This window comes from Serratia plymuthica (assembly GCF_018336935.1).
In the GTDB taxonomy this organism is placed as follows: domain Bacteria; phylum Pseudomonadota; class Gammaproteobacteria; order Enterobacterales; family Enterobacteriaceae; genus Serratia; species Serratia plymuthica_B.
Genome location: NZ_CP068771.1, coordinates 3,741,139 through 3,757,176 on the forward strand (window position 1 = coordinate 3,741,139; position 16,038 = coordinate 3,757,176).

The window sequence follows — 16,038 nt, forward strand, 5'->3', positions numbered from 1 at the left end:
TCCGCAACCTAAACTTTTCGATTCTGTAATGCGATAAACAGGATCAGCACACCGCCCCACAGGGCCATGGTCAGATAGCTGCTGACGCCCAGCAGGTTGAGGCCGCTTTCCAGCATTTGCAGCACAATCAGCGCCAGCACCAGGCCAAGCACCCGGCCAAAACCGCCGTCCGGATTAATGCCGCCCAGCACCGAAGCAAGAATGGTCACCAGCAGGTAGGATTCGCCGTAACCGGCCTTGGCCGAGTTGAACTTGGCCATCATCAATAGGGCTGCGCCCCAGCCGAGCAAGGCCGACAGGATATACACCGCGATCTGCACCCGGGCGGTATTGACCCCGCTAAACCGGGTAGCCTGTTCGTTGGAGCCGATCAGATACAAACTGCGGCCCAGCGAGGTGTGCTCCAGCAGCAGCCACAGGCCGACGGCCACCAGCAGGAACAGCAGCAGCGCCACCGGAATGCCGAGCAGGCTGCCGTTGCCGAAGAACTGAATCACCGCCGGGAAACCGGAGATCACCGCGCCGTTGGACAGCAGGATATTCAGGCCGGCGATCAGCGTCATGGTGCCGAGCGAGGCCAGAATCGGCGAAACGCCGACCCAGGCGATCAGCACGCCGTTAAGCGCGCCGATGGCGACCGCGACCAGCAGCCCGGCCAGCAGCGCCAGCGCTAAAAACAGCGGTTGATCCGGGTGGCTGACGATAATCGCCGCCATCACCAGCGAGCAGGCGTTGGCACCGGCGATGATCGACAGATTAATGCCGCCGGTCAGCATGGTAATGCCCATGCCGAGCGCCAGCATGCCGAGGATCGGCAGCTGCGAGGCGATCGACTGGAAGTTGCCGACGCTGAAGAAACGCGATCCGAGCAGCCCGGCAAACAGCAGCGCCACGGCGATGATGATCGCGCTTTGCAGGCGGATGATCCGATCGTTCGGGATCAGGCGGGTTAACGAATTCATGTCATAGCTCCTTGGCCAGCTTGCGTTTTTCATTCCAGGCGGTGCTGCTGATGCTGATCAAAATGATCGCGCCGCTGAACACCTGGTGCCAATAAGCCGACACGCTGAGCAGCGTCAGGCCGTTTTGCAGGAAGGCCAGCAACACGACGCCAAGCAGCGTGCCGGTCAGCGATCCGCGGCCGCCGGTCATGCTGGTGCCGCCGAGCACCACCGCCGCCAGCACCGTCAGCTCAAAGCCGAGCAGCGAGTTGGGCGCGACCGACTGGGTGATTTGCGCCTGAACCACTGCGGCGATGCCGGCCAGAATGCCCATGTAGCCATAAACGTAGAAGTGCAGCCGCAGCAGGTTCAACCCCAGGCGCGACGCCGCATCGCGGTTGCCGCCCATGGCGAAGATCTGGCGGCCGAGGCGGGTAAAGTTCATCAGCACGCCGGTGACGATCACCACCGCCAGCAGGCACAGCAGCGGCAGCGTCAGGCCGTAGTCGTAGCCATCGGCGCCCTGGAACGAGAACCAGTTGATACCGTCCATAAACCAGTCCGGGAACCCGTACAGCCAGGTGCCGTTGGTGGCGTATACCAGCAGGCCATAGAACAGGTTCAGGGTGGCGATGGTGATGATGATGGCCGGCACCTTCAGCCAGTACACCAGAAAACCGTTCACCAGCCCGAGCAACAGGCCGACGCCCATCGCCAGCACGAATGCCAAAGGGAAGCCGCCGCCGTGCTGAATAACCCAGGTAGCCATCACATACTGGGCGATGGCGGTGATGGCCGGGAACGAAATGTCGATGCCACCGGCAATCAGCACCACGAACAGGCCACAGGCGAGAATGCCGAGAATGGCGTAGCTGGTGGCGACGTCGGTCAGGTTGCCGAGCGTCAGAAATTCGCTGGTGCCGGCGCTCAGGCCAATGGCCAGCAGCAACACCAGCAGGCCCAGGTAAAACTCATGCCGGCCGGCCAGGCGGGCCAGTAATGACTTATCCATTCACCACCTCGGCGATCTGTTGTTCGGTGCTGTGGTGCGGCGAAAACTCGGCGATCAGTTCGCCTTTGCGCATCACCATCACCCGATGGCTGTTGTAATAGGCTTCCGGGATCTCGTCGCAGATCATCAACACCGCCATGCCGAGCTCGGCCAGATCTTTGGCGATCTGGTAGATCCCCTCTTTGTTGGCGATATCCACCCCGACGGTGGGCGAGTCGAGGATCAGGATCTTCGGCTGGGTCGCCACCCACTTGGCGATGGCGATACGTTGGGCGTTGCCGCCGGACAGGGTTTTGACCGGCAGAGCGCTGTCGGACACCTTGATGTTCAGGTCACGGATCAGCCGGTTGACCAGCGCGGTCGCCTTGGCGTGATCCAGCAACCCAAGCGGGGTATGCAGTTGATCGAACACCGTGACGATGGTGTTGTCGTAGATCGACTGTTCCATGATCAACCCCTGGGTCAGACGATCTTCCGACACGTAGCCGATGCCGTGGCGCACCGCTTCTCGGTTGTTGTGCAGCCGCACCGGTTGACCGTCGATTTTGATTTCACCGCTGTCCGGGCGCGTCATGCCGAACAGGCTGAGGCACAGCTCGGTGCGGCCTGCGCCGAGCAGCCCGACGATCGAGACTATTTCGCCGCCGCGCAGCGAAAGATTGATGTCCCGGTATTTGCCGTGCCGGCTGAGGTGGCAGACCTCGAGCAGCGGGGCGGTTTCGGCTGGCGGGCGTGCCGGCAGTTGGCTGTAGTGGAAGCGTTGGCCGGTCATCAGGAACGCCAGTTCGTGGCTGTCGAGCTGGCTTGCCGGGTAAGTGCCGACCAGCTTGCCGTCGCGCATCACGCTAATACGGTCGGCGACTTCCATCACCTCATCCAGGCGATGGCTGACAAACACCACGCAGATGCCCGCCGCTTTCAGCTCGTTGACCACCCGCAGCAGGCCGTTGACCTCCTGACGCGTCAGTGACGCGGTAGGCTCATCCATAATCACCAGCCGGGCATCGGCGGCAATGGCGCGGCAAATCGCCACCAGTTGGCGATCGGCAATCGACAGTTTTTCGACTTTTTTATCGGGATCGATATGCACCCCGACGCGGGCCATGGCGTCCAGCGCCGTCTGGCGCATTACCTGCTTGCGCACCCAGAAATGGCCGCCGGGCAGATAGCGATGAATGGCGATATTTTCCGCCACCGTCAGATTGGGGAATAACGACAGATCCTGATAAATCACCTGAATGCCGTAATGGCCGGAGAGCTGCGGCGTCAGGGAATGAAAGAGTTTGCCTTCCAGCGAAATATTGGCGCCTTTTTCCGGCTGATAAACGCCGGAAATAATTTTAATAATGGTACTTTTGCCGCAGCCATTTTGTCCGGCCAGGCAATGCACTTCGCCGATATTCAGCGTCAGGTTGATCTGGTCCAGTGCCAGCACGCCTGGAAATCTTTTACTGATATTTTCCAGGGTGATAAATGCGGTGGATGTGGTCATAGCGTTAACCTGTGCAGGTTTTTATTATCGTCGGGCGCGGTAGGCTGCGCGCCGACGTTATTTAATTACTTTCCCGGTGTGGCGCAATATTACTGAAGGCTAGAAGCCCAGCGATTTGGCATTATCTTTGGTGACTTCAAGAATTTTATTAAACCGAATCACTTTCTTATCCATATCGACGTCGGCTTTACCCAGCCCTTCGATCGACAAATCTTTGGTCACTTCCTTGCCCTGCAACAGTTGGTCGGCCACCGTCACCAGCGCATAGCCGGCGTCTTTCGGGTCCCACAGCAGCACTTTCTTGATATCCCCGCGCATCAGGTAAGGGGCTGCCTGCGCCGGCATGGCGATGCCGACCACGGCAATCTTGTCCTTGGCGCGCTTCTTGGCGACCGCCTGGCCGGCACCGATCGGGCCGAGGGAGCCAAAACCGATAATGCCTTTCATCTGCGGATAGGTTTTCATCAAATCCAGCGTGGTGGCGTAGGATTTATCGATGCTTTCCGCTACCGGCAGGCGCGAAGTGACTTCGAACATGTCCGGATATTTGGCTTTCTGGTATTTGATGGCGGAATCGGCCCAGGCGTTGTGCAGCGGCACGGTCAGCGAGCCGACGTAAATGGCGTAGCCACCTTTGCCGCCCATGTCTTTCGCCAGCTCGTCAACGTTGGCTTGCGCGTACTTCTCGCTGTCGATGGTTTCGATGTCCCACTGGCCGATCTGCTGGTCCGGGGATTCATGGGTCAGTACCACGATGCCTTTCTCGCGCGCTTTTTTCAGCACCGGTTCCAGCACTTTGGCGTCGTTTGGCACCACGATGATGGCGTTAACGTTTTTGGCGATCAGGTCTTCAATCACTTTGACCTGTGCGGCCGGGTCTGGCGTGGAAGGCCCGGTTTGGTAAGCGTTGACGTCGAGCTTTTTGGCCGCGTCGTTTACGCCCACTTCCATACGGTTGAACCAGGGAATGCCGGTCACTTTGGCAACCACGGCGATCTCGTACTTTTCAGCGGCAAAAGCAGGTGTTGTCGATAACATGCACGCAGAAACCACACATGCATTTAATAATGCGAGGTTAAATTTCATTTCGCTGTACCTTTTTTATCTGTAGGGGTGGCTGTTTTTCCACCAGTGCAGATTACAAAGGAATGGAAGGGGGGACGTAACCGAAGTTGGGGAAATGTGATCCACGCACATTGAAGTAAAATTATGGCGGTTTTAATGTTAATTAAATGTTTAATAATCTTTCGGTGGTAATATTACTACGTGAAATCATCATTTATTTAACAAAATAAACCATATTTATTTACATATGTGCAACTTTGTGGGTGTGGGAATGGCGTTTTGGGGCGATAAAAATGCCGGCAGGCGAGCCCGGCATTGAAGCATTTAACGGGGGTGTGAGCAAGATCACCTTAAGGGCGGGTTACAGCACACCCTGTGCCAGCATGGCGTCGGCAACCTTGACGAACCCGGCGATATTGGCGCCATGCACATAGTGAGTTTGCTTCCCTTCACCGCCGTATTCGACGCAGGCTTGGTGGATATCCGCCATGATATGTTGTAAACGTACATCCACTTTTTCTGCCCGCCAGCTGATGCGTGCGGCATTCTGCGCCATCTCCAGCCCGGAAGTGGCCACGCCGCCGGCGTTGGCGGCTTTGCCGGGGGCAAACAGCACGCCGGCATCCAGGAACGCATCGGTAGCCTGAATGGTGGTAGGCATATTGGCGCCCTCGGCCACAGCTTTAACCCCGTTGCGGATCAGCAACTGTGCGGCTGCCAAATCCAGTTCGTTTTGGGTCGCGCACGGCAGTGCGATATCCACAGGTACGCTCCACGGCTGCTGGCCGGCCAGGTAGGTCAGGCCGCGCTCACGGGCGTAGTCTTCCACCCGGCCGTAACGCTGATTCTTGATTTCCGCCAGATGAGCCAGCTTCTCGGTGGTGAAACCGGCCTCATCGACCACGGTGCCGCCCGAGTCAGACGCGGTGATCACGCGCGCGTCCAGCTCCAGCGCCTTCTCGATGGCGTACTGCGCCACATTGCCCGAGCCGGAAACGGCGACCCGCATTCCCTCAAAGCCCAGCCCGTGGCGTTGCAGCATGGCGTCGGTGAAATAGACCAGCCCATAGCCGGTGGCTTCGGGCCGGATCAGGCTGCCGCCGAACGACAGCCCTTTGCCGGTAAACACGCAGGCGGTGTTGTTGGACAGTTTTTTCATCATGCCGGTCATAAAGCCGACTTCACGGCCGCCAACGCCGATATCCCCGGCGGGCACATCGGTATCCGGGCCAAGATGACGGTACAGTTCGGTCATCAGCGACTGGCAGAACCGCATGATCTCCGCCTGGCTTTTGCCCTTTGGATCGAAATCCGATCCGCCTTTACCGCCGCCCATGGGTAAGGTGGTCAGCGCATTTTTGAAGGTCTGCTCGAAGCCGAGGAATTTCAGAATCGATAAATTTACCGACGGATGAAAACGCATGCCGCCTTTATACGGCCCGATGGCGGAATTGAACTGCACGCGCCAGGCGCGGTTAACCTGCACCTGGCCGCGATCGTCCACCCAACTGACGCGGAACTGGATGGCACGCTCCGGCTCCACCAACCGCTCCAGCAACGCATGTTCGCGATAGCGCGGGTTGCGTTCGATAAACGGCCACAGCGAAGTGAACACTTCTCTTACCGCCTGCAAATATTCGGGCTGGTGAGGATTATGGCGTTGTAGCGAGGACAAAAACGATTCTACCGAGACGGCATTTTCCATGGATAGCTCCTTTTAGCATTAATGTTCCCCCATTGTTTTTATAAATATTGGTATGGATAAAGTGTGGGGGATGATGTTGTGTCTTTAGCGACTATATCACTGGAGGGCGGTTGATTATCAAGCGATTAGTGATGACGGCAGAACGAAAAACGCCCGCGGCGGCGGGCGTGGGCAAGCTATGTTTGTGGGGGCTTACTTAATTTGCGTCTTTTTCTTCTTCATCACGCAGCGGCACAATCAGCATGTCGATATGAACGGTGTTGATCAACTGGCGCGCAGAGGACATCAGCTTGCTCCAGAAATCCTGGTGGTGGCCGCACAGCACCAGGTCCATATCGTATTTCTTGATGGCATCGACCAGCACCTGCGCCAAATCGCCGCTGCCGCTCAGGGTTTCGGTGATCGGATAACCGGCATTTTGCGAAAGCTCGGTCAGCGCGTGGTGGGTTTCCTCGGAGATACGCTTTTGCATATCGCCGAGATTAACGTCGATCAGGCCGGTATACAGGTCGGAATAGTTAACATCTACGTGGATCAGGGAAACTTTGGCGTTGTACGGCCGCGCCATAGATACGGCTTTTTCCACCAGAATTTTGCTCTCTGGGGACAGGTCTACCGCAATCAGAATGTGTTTGTAAGCCATGAGAATACTCCTTCCATATAATGCCGATTAAAGGGTTAGCAGGCATTTCAGCGTACCAGCCTGGCGCTTTAGGTTTACCTGCATTTTATCATTCAGATAACACAATGATATGTTGGGGCGATCACAGTGTGCCGCATCAGAAAATCTCTTCATCTCTACCCTTGCCAGTTTTACACCCGCCGGGCTGAAAATCCTATCATTACTGGGGTTATTGGCGGTTTGATCGTTTGAAACATAAGCGTTCTTAAACAGAGTATAGCCTCAAATGCCCTTCCGGCCGTGGAAAAGACCGGGAGTGGCGGGCAGGGGCGGTTATTGCTTATAACCCATCGATGGGTGACAAATAGCCAGATTGCGGTAAATTTTATCTACTGCTCAGGCCAGTTTGCGTTTCATTCACCTACAATAATGAATATGGGCCTCACCCTTTCTTCTCTGAGTCGGTCCGCGCTACGGGTACTTTACCTGGCGACGGTTTGTTTCAGAGGCTGTGGGTTATGCGCGGCCCGAGCGGTAAAAGGGGATCGGAGCGGTAGGCTCCCGCAGTAATGGGCATCGAGGTAGGGCAGTTGGACCCGGCGGAGCGCCGCGGATAACAACGCCTTGAGGGGGCAATCATGATCAGTACCGTCGCGCTGTTTTGGGCTTTGTGTGTGGTGTGTGTGGTAAACATGGTGCGGTATTACTCTTCTCTGCGTGCGCTGCTGGTGGTGTTGCGCGGCTGCGATCCGCTGTTGTACCAATACGTCGATGGCGGCGGTTTCTTTACGGCCCACGGTCAGCCGAGCAAGCAGTTGCGGCTGGTGCGCTACATTTTCTCGCAGCGCTACGTCGAGCATCACGATCCGGAGTTTATTCGCCGTTGTGAGCGGGTGCGCGGGCAGTTTATGCTGACTTCCGCCCTGTGCGGGCTGGTGGTCGTCAGCCTGCTGGCGCTGATGATCTGGTATTAAACCGGGCGGTTTCCCTCAGCTACGGGCAAAAAAAAGGCGGCCACAACGGGCCGCCTTTCTCATGGAACAAGCTGCTTAGATAACCTTAAGCGCCAGCCAGTACAGTGAACCGGAAAGCAGAATCGAAATCGGCAGGGTCAGTAACCAGGCCAACAGGATGTTCTTCACGGTTTTGCTCTGTACGCCGCCGCCGTCCACGATCATCGTCCCGGCTACCGCCGAAGAGAGTACGTGGGTGGTGGAAACCGGCATACCGGTGTAGCTGGCCACGCCGATCGACAAGGCCGCGGTCATCTGAGCCGACACGCCCTGAGCGTAGGTCATGCCCTTCTTACCGATTTTCTCGCCGATGGTGGTGGCAACGCGCTTCCAGCCAACCATGGTGCCGAGTGACAGCGCCAGAGCAACCGCAACGATGATCCACAGCGGTGCATACTCAACGGTTTGCAGCAGATCCTGACGCAGGTTCTTCAGGAAACGCTGGTCCGCGGCGGAGGTTTCCGGCAGTTTGGCGACCTTGTCTGCGGTATCCGTTACGCACATCAGCAGGCGACGCAGATGGCTGCGCTGTTCTACCGTCAGTTGATCGTAACTTTGCAGATTGTTCAGCAGGCCCTGCGTCAGCTCAATCGCCGGCATGGCGCGGGAACTGTCACAGTGGAACTCGGTCGGCTTATTCGGCGAAACCTCATCCTCCGGGCTTGGCACCAGCGGCGTCAGGGACACCACGTGTGACAGGGCATCGCCGTGCTGCTGGTAATATTGCTGCAAGTGGGTCACGGCATCGCGCGTACGGGTGATGTCATAACCGGTTGCATTCATATTGACCACGAAACCGGCCGGCGCAACGCCGATCAGCACCAGCATGATAAGGCCGATGCCTTTCTGGCCGTCGTTGGCGCCGTGCGAGAAGCTGACGCCGATAGCCGACAGGATCAGTGCGATACGGGTCCAGAACGGCGGCTTGCGTTTGCCGTCGACCTTTTCGCGTTCCGCAGGGGTCATGTGGATACGCTGGCGTTTCTTGTTGCCGCTCCAATAGCGGCGCAAGGCAAACACCATCAGCCCGGCGACCATCATGCCGACCAGCGGCGAGATGAGCAATGACAGGAAAATACCGATCATTTTCGGGACGTTAAGCGCATCCACCACCGAGGTGTGGGTCATCAGTGCATTGGTTAAACCAACACCGATAATTGCGCCAATCAGCGTATGGGAACTGGAGGCCGGCAGACCGAAATACCAGGTGCCGAGGTTCCAGATAATCGCCGCCAGCAGCATGGAGAAGACCATGGCTAATCCGTGCGCTGAACTGACGTTCAACAACAGATCGGTAGGCAACAGGTGAACAATGGCGTAAGCAACACTCAAACCACCGAGCATAACGCCAAGAAAGTTGAACAAGCCCGCCATCACGACCGCAAGTTGCGAGCGCATGGCACGGGTATAGATTACTGTAGCGACCGCATTGGCCGTATCATGAAAGCCGTTGATGGCTTCATAAAACAACACGAACAACAATGCGAGAATTAACATCAGGCCGGTATGGAAATCCAGGCCTGCGAACAAATGCAGCATAAGCGTTACGCCAGTTTGTGGACATGAACGCCGCGCATTATCCGTGACAACCGGGGCCGGGGAAAAGGAAAATATGACGTTTTTTTGATTTGGATATGACGAAACGATGGCGCTGGCATGACAAAGATATGAAATATCAGAACCTTATGCTGATAAGCGTGCTGTAATATTTTCTTACTATGGCGTTGACGGCGTCATGGCTTTACAATCTGCCGCCGTAAAGTTGTCGGTTACCGGTAGCGAAACGGCGTAATATGGCGGCCTTTTGTCGCGATTGTGGTTTTTTACACCCAAAATAATTGGCGTTGCAGCAAGGCAGTTGCAGCTTCAGGTATGAAGGGATATTCAGAAAGAGGCGCAGGTGGAACAGTTTGATGTCGTGGTAATAGGTGCGGGCGCAGCGGGTATGTTTTGCGCCGCGCAGGCGGGGCAACTCGGTTGTCGGGTGCTGCTGCTCGATAACGGCAAAAAACCGGGACGCAAAATCCTGATGTCCGGCGGTGGACGCTGTAACTTTACTAATATGTACACCGAACCGGCCGCCTACCTGTCGAACAACCCGCATTTCTGTAAATCGGCGCTGGCGCGCTATACCCAGTGGGATTTTATCGATCTGATTAACCGCTACGGCATCGCCTACCACGAGAAAACGCTGGGGCAGCTGTTTTGCGATGACTCGGCGCAGCAGGTGGTCGAGCTGCTGGTTAAAGAGTGCGAACTGGGCCAGGTGACGACGCGCCTGCGCAGTGAAGTGCTGGGCGTGGAAAAAACCGAAGGCGGTTTCGAACTGGCGCTCAACGGTGAGAAAGTGAGTGCTCGCTCACTTGTGGTGGCCAGCGGCGGGCTTTCCATGCCGGGGTTGGGCGCGTCGCCGTTCGGCTATAAGCTGGCGGAGCAATTTGGCCTCAAGGTGTTGCCGACTCGCGCCGCGCTGGTGCCTTTTACCCTGCATAAACCGCTGCTGGAACACCTGCAAACGCTGTCCGGCGTCTCTGTGCCGGCGGTGATCACCGCCGAAAACGGCGTCAGCTTCCGCGAAAGCATTCTGTTTACCCATCGCGGCCTGTCCGGCCCGGCGGTATTGCAGCTTTCCAGCTACTGGCAGCCCGGTGAGTTTGTGAGCGTTAACTTACTTCCTGCGCTTGATCTGGCGGGCTTCCTCAATGAACAACGCCAGGCTCACCCTAATCAAAGCCTGAAGAATACTCTTGCGCTGCACTTGCCGAAACGCCTGGTGGAGTGCCTGCAGACGCTGGGGCAATTGCCGGAAGCCACGCTGAAACAGTTAAACCCGACGCAGCAGGCTGCATTGGTGGAAACATTACAAAACTGGCGTGTACAGCCCAATGGCACCGAAGGCTACCGCACGGCGGAAGTGACACTCGGCGGTGTAGATACCAAAGAACTCTCTTCCAAGACCATGGAAGCTGCCAAGGTGCCAGGTTTGTACTTTATCGGTGAAGTGGTGGATGTGACAGGGTGGCTGGGCGGTTATAACTTCCAGTGGGCCTGGAGCTCGGCCTGGGCTTGCGCTCAGGCGCTGGCGGCGCAGGGGCAGCAAGGCTGATTGTTACTCCGCAGCCGGTAGGTATTGGCATCATGCCGTTAATGAATGGCGCGGAGTATCTACTGCCCCCGTGGCGTCGTCGCCGACACCAACTTCCGCAGTCATACTCATCGGGCCGGTGACAAGCGATCCGCAGGCGCAGGGGGTCGGGAGGATGCTGTGAGGCCCGGGGGTATCAGAAGGTTTCGGTCAGCGAGCGATTTCAGGGCACCAATGTTCGGCCCAGAGTGACTATTTCACACCACTGCTTTTTATAGTTCCACCTTGGATTGTCCATTCCCAGGGAGTAAATCATCTTTACGCCTTTTTGATTGCATAATTCTTTTGCCAACTTGATGTTCATATACATAAGAACACTCCCTGTGCTGAGGCTCGCATAGGTTTGGTCAACGCCACCATTATGGCAATCAAAGAAAATCCACTCCCTGCATTCTGCTTTAAATACCAGGTCGTAAGCGCAAGGCTTGCCATTTATCAACAATACATAACCAAATAGCAGGTGGCGTAATTTACTAAAGACCGCCAACAGGGCTTCCTCAGAATAACACTCTAATGTATCCCCCCATCTTTTTTTGAAAAGCGAGATATAAATATCAGACAGCTCCCTATCGGAAAAATTGTCAATTGACAAGCATTCCCCACCGCTACTTATGAATTTATCAAACTCCGCTAATCTTTTTTTATGCGTTTTTTTGGAAAAATCATCTTTGACCAGGCATGTCTTTCTTTTTAACTTTTCCCAATGAATGCAGTTATAAAAATCCCCTTTATGATAAGAAGATAACTGTTTGGTTTTAAAAGGCATAACAATCTTGCCGCTGCCTTTTTTAATCGGAATGATGATGTCGTCAAAAGAAAAGGGATATCCACTTACCTTAAGCGAAAGATTACCCTTTAGAGAAAAGGCCGCAGATATAACCGAGCCTTTTTTCGTGTAACGATAGAATTCAGGAAAAACAAGCCGCTGACTCAAGAAGTCCAGCACGTCAGGGTGAGTACATACACTTCCCCCAAAGAGAAAATAGGCCTCCCTGTAGGCTTCTGGCGTTGTTGGTTCCCAACCAAACAGTGCTTTTTTCATATATTTTTTTACATTTCTTGTCGAAAACAACAATGTAATGTTACGCAACCAAACGATAGCCAAACGAAAAGTGCATGATTTATGAATAACAGGGAAAATTCCCGACCACTTGTCACTTTTAATGGCGGCAGGTGGCCGGCGGCAGAGATTTGTCTTGAGGGAGGGCGTGGCTTTGTCGCATTCGGGAACCGCCGGGTACAAGGCTACGCGGCAGCCGTAGGCAAAACTCGGGCCCGGCGCAGCCGGATAGACTAAGCTGACTTTTAGAGAGTTTATCCGGGGTATTCGCCATGCATATTATTCTTGCACCTACCAATCTGGGGCTGCGCCCTTTACGGCCGGGCCATGTTCCCGGTACATGGCGAGCGCCGCAGGCGCTGATGGCACATGGCCTGGCGCAAAGGCTGGGGGCGGGGGGCGTCACTGAGTTGCCGCAGCCGACCTATTCGCCGGCGGCGCAGCCCGGTACCCGCATACGTAATGGCCACGCGATTCGCGCCTTTACGATCACGTTGGCCGCAGAGATTGCTGCGGTGCAGGCGCGCGGCGAGTTCCCGCTGGTGGTCGGCGGCGACTGTTCGATTCTGCTGGGGGCGCTGGCCGGTTCGCGCCGTGCGGGGCCGCTTTCGCTGGTGCACATCGACGGGCACAGCGATTTCCGTCATCCCGGCAACTACGATCCGCAGCAGATGCTGGGTGCGGCGGCGGGGATGGATTTGGCGTTGGCGACCGGGCGCGGGGAACCGCTGCTGACTGAATGGCCTGGCGTAACAGGGCCGCTGGTGCCGGAGCGGCAGGTTTTACAGCTGGGCGAGCGTGAGTGCCGGGATGCGGATTTTGCCTGGCCGGATATCAATCAAACGGCAATTGCGCGCATTGACGTCTTCGCCGCCAATCGGATGGGCAAAGCGGAAATTGTGCGGCAAATCGAACAGATGCTGGCCACCGAGCCGGAATGGCGCTTTTGGCTGCATCTGGATGTGGACGTGCTCGACCAAACCATTATGCCGGCGGTGGATTCCCCCGGCAGCCCCGGTATCGATCGCCTCTGGCTGGAAAATATCGTGGCGCGCTTGCTGCAAAATCCGTTGTGCTGCGGCATGACGCTGTCGGTATTCGACCCCGAGCTCGATCCCGACGGCCGATACGCGGCGCTGATAATGGAAATGCTGGAGGCGATGTTCCGCTCCCGCTGACGGCGTTATGCCTTGTGCGTCGACAACTGGATGCTGGTTTCGGTGTTGGAAATGCCGGCGATGCGCCGGATACGCCCCAGAATCTTATCGAAACTCTCCAGGCTGTCGGTACGGATCTCCAGCAGAATGTCCCACTTGCCGTTGGTGGTGTGCAGGGTGAACACCGCCGGTTCGCCGCGCAGCTGTTGCAACACGCTTTGCGCCTTGGTGCCTTCCACCGCCACGCACATCCAGGCGCGAATGCGGTTATGTTCCACGCCAGGCTTCACGCGAACGGTGTAGCCGGTAATGATCCCTTGCGCTTCCAGCGCCTCGATTCTTTTTTGCACCGTAGCGCGTGAAACCCGAACCTTGTTGGCTATCTCGGTCACCGAGCTGCGGGCGTTTTCGCGCAGCAGCGCGAGGATCTGGCGATCGGTATCATTCATGGTGGCAAGGTGTCGGCTGGCGGTGGCGATTTGTAAAAATATAGAGCAATTTAGTCATTTTTCACACTGCCTGGCGCCAAATTGATTTTCCATAATAGGGGCGCGTCATTCCCCCGATCCCTGTGAGAAATATCATGCAAACCACCCAATCCGTTTTGATGATCCGGCCTTCCGGTTTTGCCGCGAATAAACAGACCCAGCACAGCAATTTTTTTCAGAAGGCCACGCAGCGCCATCAACATCACGAGGCCGGGGCATTGATCGCCTTTAACGGTTACGTTGTTGCTCTGCAACAGGCCGGTGTCGACGTGAGGGTGATGGATGATATCGACGGGCAGGAAACGCCGGACGCATTGTTTCCCAATAACTGGATTGCGCTGCTGGGCGACGGCAGCCTGTTCACTTTCCCGATGGAAGCGGAAAACCGACGACGGGAACGCCGTCAGGATATTATCGCGCAGCTCGCCAATGATTTCGTGATTGAACGACGTATTGATCTTTCCGCCCACGAACGGGCCGGGCGTTTTCTGGAGGGCACAGGTTCATTGATCCTGGATCACCCTAACAGGTTGGCTTATTCCTGTCTGTCGTCACGCAGCTCTCCAGAAGTGGGGCGCGAATTTGAGCGCCATTCCGGCTACAAAATCGTCTGGTTCGACGCCGTAGATCGCCATAATCGGCCGATTTATCACACCAACGTGATGATGAGCGTCGGCGAGCGCTACGCCATTCTCTGCCTGGAAAGCCTGCGTAACCCGGAGCAAAAGCGCGCGCTGATCGCCAGCCTGCAAGGTAGCGGCAAAACCCTGATTGACGTCAGCTACGCTCAGATGGAGGCGTTCGCCTGCAACGTGCTGGAGCTGCGCGCCCAAGACGGCAGCCCGGTTTACGCCATGTCGACCCGCGCCTGGGCCAGTTTTACGCCGCCGCAGCAGGCGCTGATTGGCGGTTACGCCCGGCTGGCGCTGGGGGAACTCGATATTATCGAAGATCTCGGCGGCGGCGGCGCGCGCTGTATGCTGGCGGAGATCTTTCTGCCAAAGAAACGCGCTCTGGCCTGAGCCTGCGCCGTTTCAGTTCAGCCCCATCTGATTGAGCAGCATTTTGTTCAGTTCGGTATTTTTGCGCACGTTCAATTTACGCATTGCCGAACGCTTGTGGGCGCTGATGGTCTTCTGGCTGCGGTGCAGCATCCCGGCGATGGTGCAGGCGGACATGCCGGTGCTCATCAGCTTCAGCACCTTCTTTTCGCAGCTGCTCAGGGCGGAGATGCGGCACTGCCGGCATTTCCAGATGGCGCCGGCGTGCAGCGCCACCCAGGGGTGCCGGCAAAAGCGTTCCAGCGCCATGTGGAGCTTGTGGCGAACGGTAGCGGCATCGTCGCGTCGGTTAATGCTGAACAACGCCGGATGGGCGTGCAGATAACGGGTGTCGCGATCGTCCAGGATCAGCACGATCATTTGCCGATGGCGCGGCGTCTGGTACGGACTTTGGTAGCAACTGGCGCAGCCGCATTGGTCTTCCAGCGTGTGGAACACGATCTCGATCGGCTCCAGGTTGCGCAATTCGTGCAGATGCCCGCGGCGGCTGTGATTCAGGTCATGCAGATACTCTTGCAGCAGTTGCCGTAACCCCTGTTGATAAAAATTATCGCTGCCCAGCAGGGTGAACCGAATATTAAGCATAGTTACTCCTTAAAACGCGCATCGTGCGGGAACCGTCGGCGAGCCCGACGACCCCCCCAGAAAATCAAGGTAATGGCACGCCGCCAGCCTGAATAACCCGGCCGTTTTGTCGTTGGATATCATCACTGCTTCCTGAAACGCCCGGCCTTATTGGTAAGCCAGCACAAAATTGGCTACCGAGCTGAATTCACCCTCGGTAATGGTTTTATTCTGTATCGCGCTGGGGTGGCCCTGCACATAGGCGGTGAAATTCAACACAGTGGCGCCGTCCTGCAATGCCACTGCGCTGGTGGCCTGATTCAACTCAATATCGGCGCCCTTGCTGTCGAACAGCGCGATGGCGGCGCCGTTGGTGCCGTTATTGATCGCCAGTTTGCCCGGCAGTTCGTGGTCTTCGGTGCCGCTGAAGGTGACATTGACGGATTTGAACACCGCCGTTTTGCAGTCGGTCAGTTTGATGTTGAACGGCACCGGATTGCTGTGGCCATAGCGGTACAGGGTTTTGACGATCACGGTATCCATCTCCACCACCTGATCGGCCGATTGCGGTTCGATATTGCACGGCCGGCTCACCACGGTACCGTGGAACTGCAGTGGTGAACCGATCAGTTCGGTATCCGCCGGCGCCGGCAACGCCGTAAACAATAGGGGCGTGCAACTGAGCATCGCTAAAGCGCGTAAACGCATGGTCT

At 56.5% G+C, this 16,038-nt stretch carries 15 protein-coding genes; 4 read left to right on the plus strand and 11 right to left on the minus strand.

The window, feature by feature from the left end; genetic code table 11:
- Window positions 1-8: 8 nt before the first annotated feature.
- The 6 genes from JK621_RS17420 to uspA form a co-directional block, all read right to left on the minus strand.
- The gene (locus JK621_RS17420) at window positions 9-962 is read right to left on the minus strand and encodes an ABC transporter permease (RefSeq protein ID WP_212556991.1); all 954 of its coding nucleotides are present in this window, start codon (window positions 960-962) and stop codon (window positions 9-11) included.
- 1 nt (window position 963) lies between these two features.
- The gene (locus JK621_RS17425; RefSeq protein ID WP_004951557.1) at window positions 964-1,953 is read right to left on the minus strand and encodes an ABC transporter permease; all 990 of its coding nucleotides are present in this window, start codon (window positions 1,951-1,953) and stop codon (window positions 964-966) included.
- Window positions 1,946-3,445, minus strand: coding sequence for a sugar ABC transporter ATP-binding protein (locus tag JK621_RS17430; RefSeq protein ID WP_212556992.1), 1,500 nt, complete (start codon window positions 3,443-3,445; stop codon window positions 1,946-1,948). Before JK621_RS17430 ends, JK621_RS17425 begins: the two co-directional genes overlap by 8 nt.
- 99 nt (window positions 3,446-3,544) lie before the next feature.
- Window positions 3,545-4,531 carry an autoinducer 2 ABC transporter substrate-binding protein gene (locus JK621_RS17435; protein WP_013814915.1) on the minus strand — a complete coding sequence of 329 codons (987 nt, stop codon included), beginning with the start codon at window positions 4,529-4,531 and terminating at the stop codon, window positions 3,545-3,547.
- A gap of 340 nt (window positions 4,532-4,871) precedes the next feature.
- Window positions 4,872-6,215 (minus strand): NADP-specific glutamate dehydrogenase, encoded by a 1,344-nt coding sequence (gdhA, locus tag JK621_RS17440; protein WP_212556993.1) that lies wholly within the window; start codon window positions 6,213-6,215, stop codon window positions 4,872-4,874.
- A 196-nt stretch (window positions 6,216-6,411) separates the two neighbouring features.
- Window positions 6,412-6,858 (minus strand): universal stress protein UspA, encoded by a 447-nt coding sequence (uspA, locus tag JK621_RS17445; RefSeq protein WP_212556994.1) that lies wholly within the window; start codon window positions 6,856-6,858, stop codon window positions 6,412-6,414.
- 617 nt (window positions 6,859-7,475) lie between these two features.
- Here uspA and uspB point away from each other — a divergent pair.
- Window positions 7,476-7,811 carry a universal stress protein UspB gene (gene uspB, locus JK621_RS17450; RefSeq protein WP_004951547.1) on the plus strand — a complete coding sequence of 112 codons (336 nt, stop codon included), beginning with the start codon at window positions 7,476-7,478 and terminating at the stop codon, window positions 7,809-7,811.
- A gap of 75 nt (window positions 7,812-7,886) precedes the next feature.
- Here uspB and pitA read toward each other — a convergent pair whose 3' ends face one another.
- Window positions 7,887-9,389, minus strand: coding sequence for an inorganic phosphate transporter PitA (pitA, locus tag JK621_RS17455; RefSeq protein WP_004951543.1), 1,503 nt, complete (start codon window positions 9,387-9,389; stop codon window positions 7,887-7,889).
- A 361-nt stretch (window positions 9,390-9,750) separates the two neighbouring features.
- On the opposite strand from pitA, the gene JK621_RS17460 reads away from it, so the two are divergent.
- On the plus strand, window positions 9,751-10,956 hold the full coding sequence (locus JK621_RS17460; RefSeq protein ID WP_212556995.1) for an NAD(P)/FAD-dependent oxidoreductase: 1,206 nt from the start codon (window positions 9,751-9,753) through the stop codon (window positions 10,954-10,956).
- A 202-nt stretch (window positions 10,957-11,158) separates the two neighbouring features.
- On the opposite strand, the gene JK621_RS17465 is transcribed toward JK621_RS17460, so the two are convergent.
- Window positions 11,159-12,037: a transcriptional regulator gene (locus tag JK621_RS17465; RefSeq protein WP_212556996.1), complete on the minus strand. Its 879-nt coding sequence runs from the start codon at window positions 12,035-12,037 to the stop codon at window positions 11,159-11,161.
- A gap of 290 nt (window positions 12,038-12,327) precedes the next feature.
- Between JK621_RS17465 and JK621_RS17470 the strand changes: the two genes are divergently transcribed.
- Window positions 12,328-13,233, plus strand: coding sequence for an arginase family protein (locus tag JK621_RS17470; RefSeq protein WP_212556997.1), 906 nt, complete (start codon window positions 12,328-12,330; stop codon window positions 13,231-13,233).
- A gap of 5 nt (window positions 13,234-13,238) precedes the next feature.
- On the opposite strand, the gene JK621_RS17475 is transcribed toward JK621_RS17470, so the two are convergent.
- Window positions 13,239-13,661, minus strand: a complete 423-nt coding sequence (locus tag JK621_RS17475) for an Lrp/AsnC family transcriptional regulator (protein ID WP_212556998.1) — start codon at window positions 13,659-13,661, stop codon at window positions 13,239-13,241.
- A 134-nt stretch (window positions 13,662-13,795) separates the two neighbouring features.
- Between JK621_RS17475 and ctlX the strand changes: the two genes are divergently transcribed.
- Window positions 13,796-14,722, plus strand: coding sequence for a citrulline utilization hydrolase CtlX (ctlX, locus tag JK621_RS17480; RefSeq protein ID WP_212556999.1), 927 nt, complete (start codon window positions 13,796-13,798; stop codon window positions 14,720-14,722).
- A 12-nt stretch (window positions 14,723-14,734) separates the two neighbouring features.
- Here ctlX and JK621_RS17485 read toward each other — a convergent pair whose 3' ends face one another.
- Window positions 14,735-15,346 carry a helix-turn-helix transcriptional regulator gene (locus JK621_RS17485; protein ID WP_212557000.1) on the minus strand — a complete coding sequence of 204 codons (612 nt, stop codon included), beginning with the start codon at window positions 15,344-15,346 and terminating at the stop codon, window positions 14,735-14,737.
- Between the two features lie 147 nt (window positions 15,347-15,493).
- Window positions 15,494-16,033, minus strand: coding sequence for a fimbrial protein (locus JK621_RS17490; protein ID WP_212557001.1), 540 nt, complete (start codon window positions 16,031-16,033; stop codon window positions 15,494-15,496).
- Between the last annotated feature and the right edge of the window lie 5 nt (window positions 16,034-16,038).

Bases quoted from the DNA above. Each gene is read 5' to 3' on its own strand.
- ctlX (WP_212556999.1), top strand. From the start codon at position 13,796: ATGCAAACCACCCAATCCGTTTTGATGATCCGGCCTTCCGGTTTTGCC.
- JK621_RS17420 (WP_212556991.1), bottom strand. From the start codon at position 962: ATGAATTCGTTAACCCGCCTGATCCCGAACGATCGGATCATCCGCCTG.
- JK621_RS17485 (WP_212557000.1), bottom strand. From the start codon at position 15,346: ATGCTTAATATTCGGTTCACCCTGCTGGGCAGCGATAATTTTTATCAA.
- gdhA (WP_212556993.1), bottom strand. From the start codon at position 6,215: ATGGAAAATGCCGTCTCGGTAGAATCGTTTTTGTCCTCGCTACAACGC.
- JK621_RS17490 (WP_212557001.1), bottom strand. From the start codon at position 16,033: ATGCGTTTACGCGCTTTAGCGATGCTCAGTTGCACGCCCCTATTGTTT.
- JK621_RS17435 (WP_013814915.1), bottom strand. From the start codon at position 4,531: ATGAAATTTAACCTCGCATTATTAAATGCATGTGTGGTTTCTGCGTGC.
- JK621_RS17425 (WP_004951557.1), bottom strand. From the start codon at position 1,953: ATGGATAAGTCATTACTGGCCCGCCTGGCCGGCCGGCATGAGTTTTAC.
- JK621_RS17475 (WP_212556998.1), bottom strand. From the start codon at position 13,661: ATGAATGATACCGATCGCCAGATCCTCGCGCTGCTGCGCGAAAACGCC.
- JK621_RS17465 (WP_212556996.1), bottom strand. From the start codon at position 12,037: ATGAAAAAAGCACTGTTTGGTTGGGAACCAACAACGCCAGAAGCCTAC.
- JK621_RS17470 (WP_212556997.1), top strand. From the start codon at position 12,328: ATGCATATTATTCTTGCACCTACCAATCTGGGGCTGCGCCCTTTACGG.
- JK621_RS17430 (WP_212556992.1), bottom strand. From the start codon at position 3,445: ATGACCACATCCACCGCATTTATCACCCTGGAAAATATCAGTAAAAGA.
- uspA (WP_212556994.1), bottom strand. From the start codon at position 6,858: ATGGCTTACAAACACATTCTGATTGCGGTAGACCTGTCCCCAGAGAGC.
- pitA (WP_004951543.1), bottom strand. From the start codon at position 9,389: ATGCTGCATTTGTTCGCAGGCCTGGATTTCCATACCGGCCTGATGTTA.
- uspB (WP_004951547.1), top strand. From the start codon at position 7,476: ATGATCAGTACCGTCGCGCTGTTTTGGGCTTTGTGTGTGGTGTGTGTG.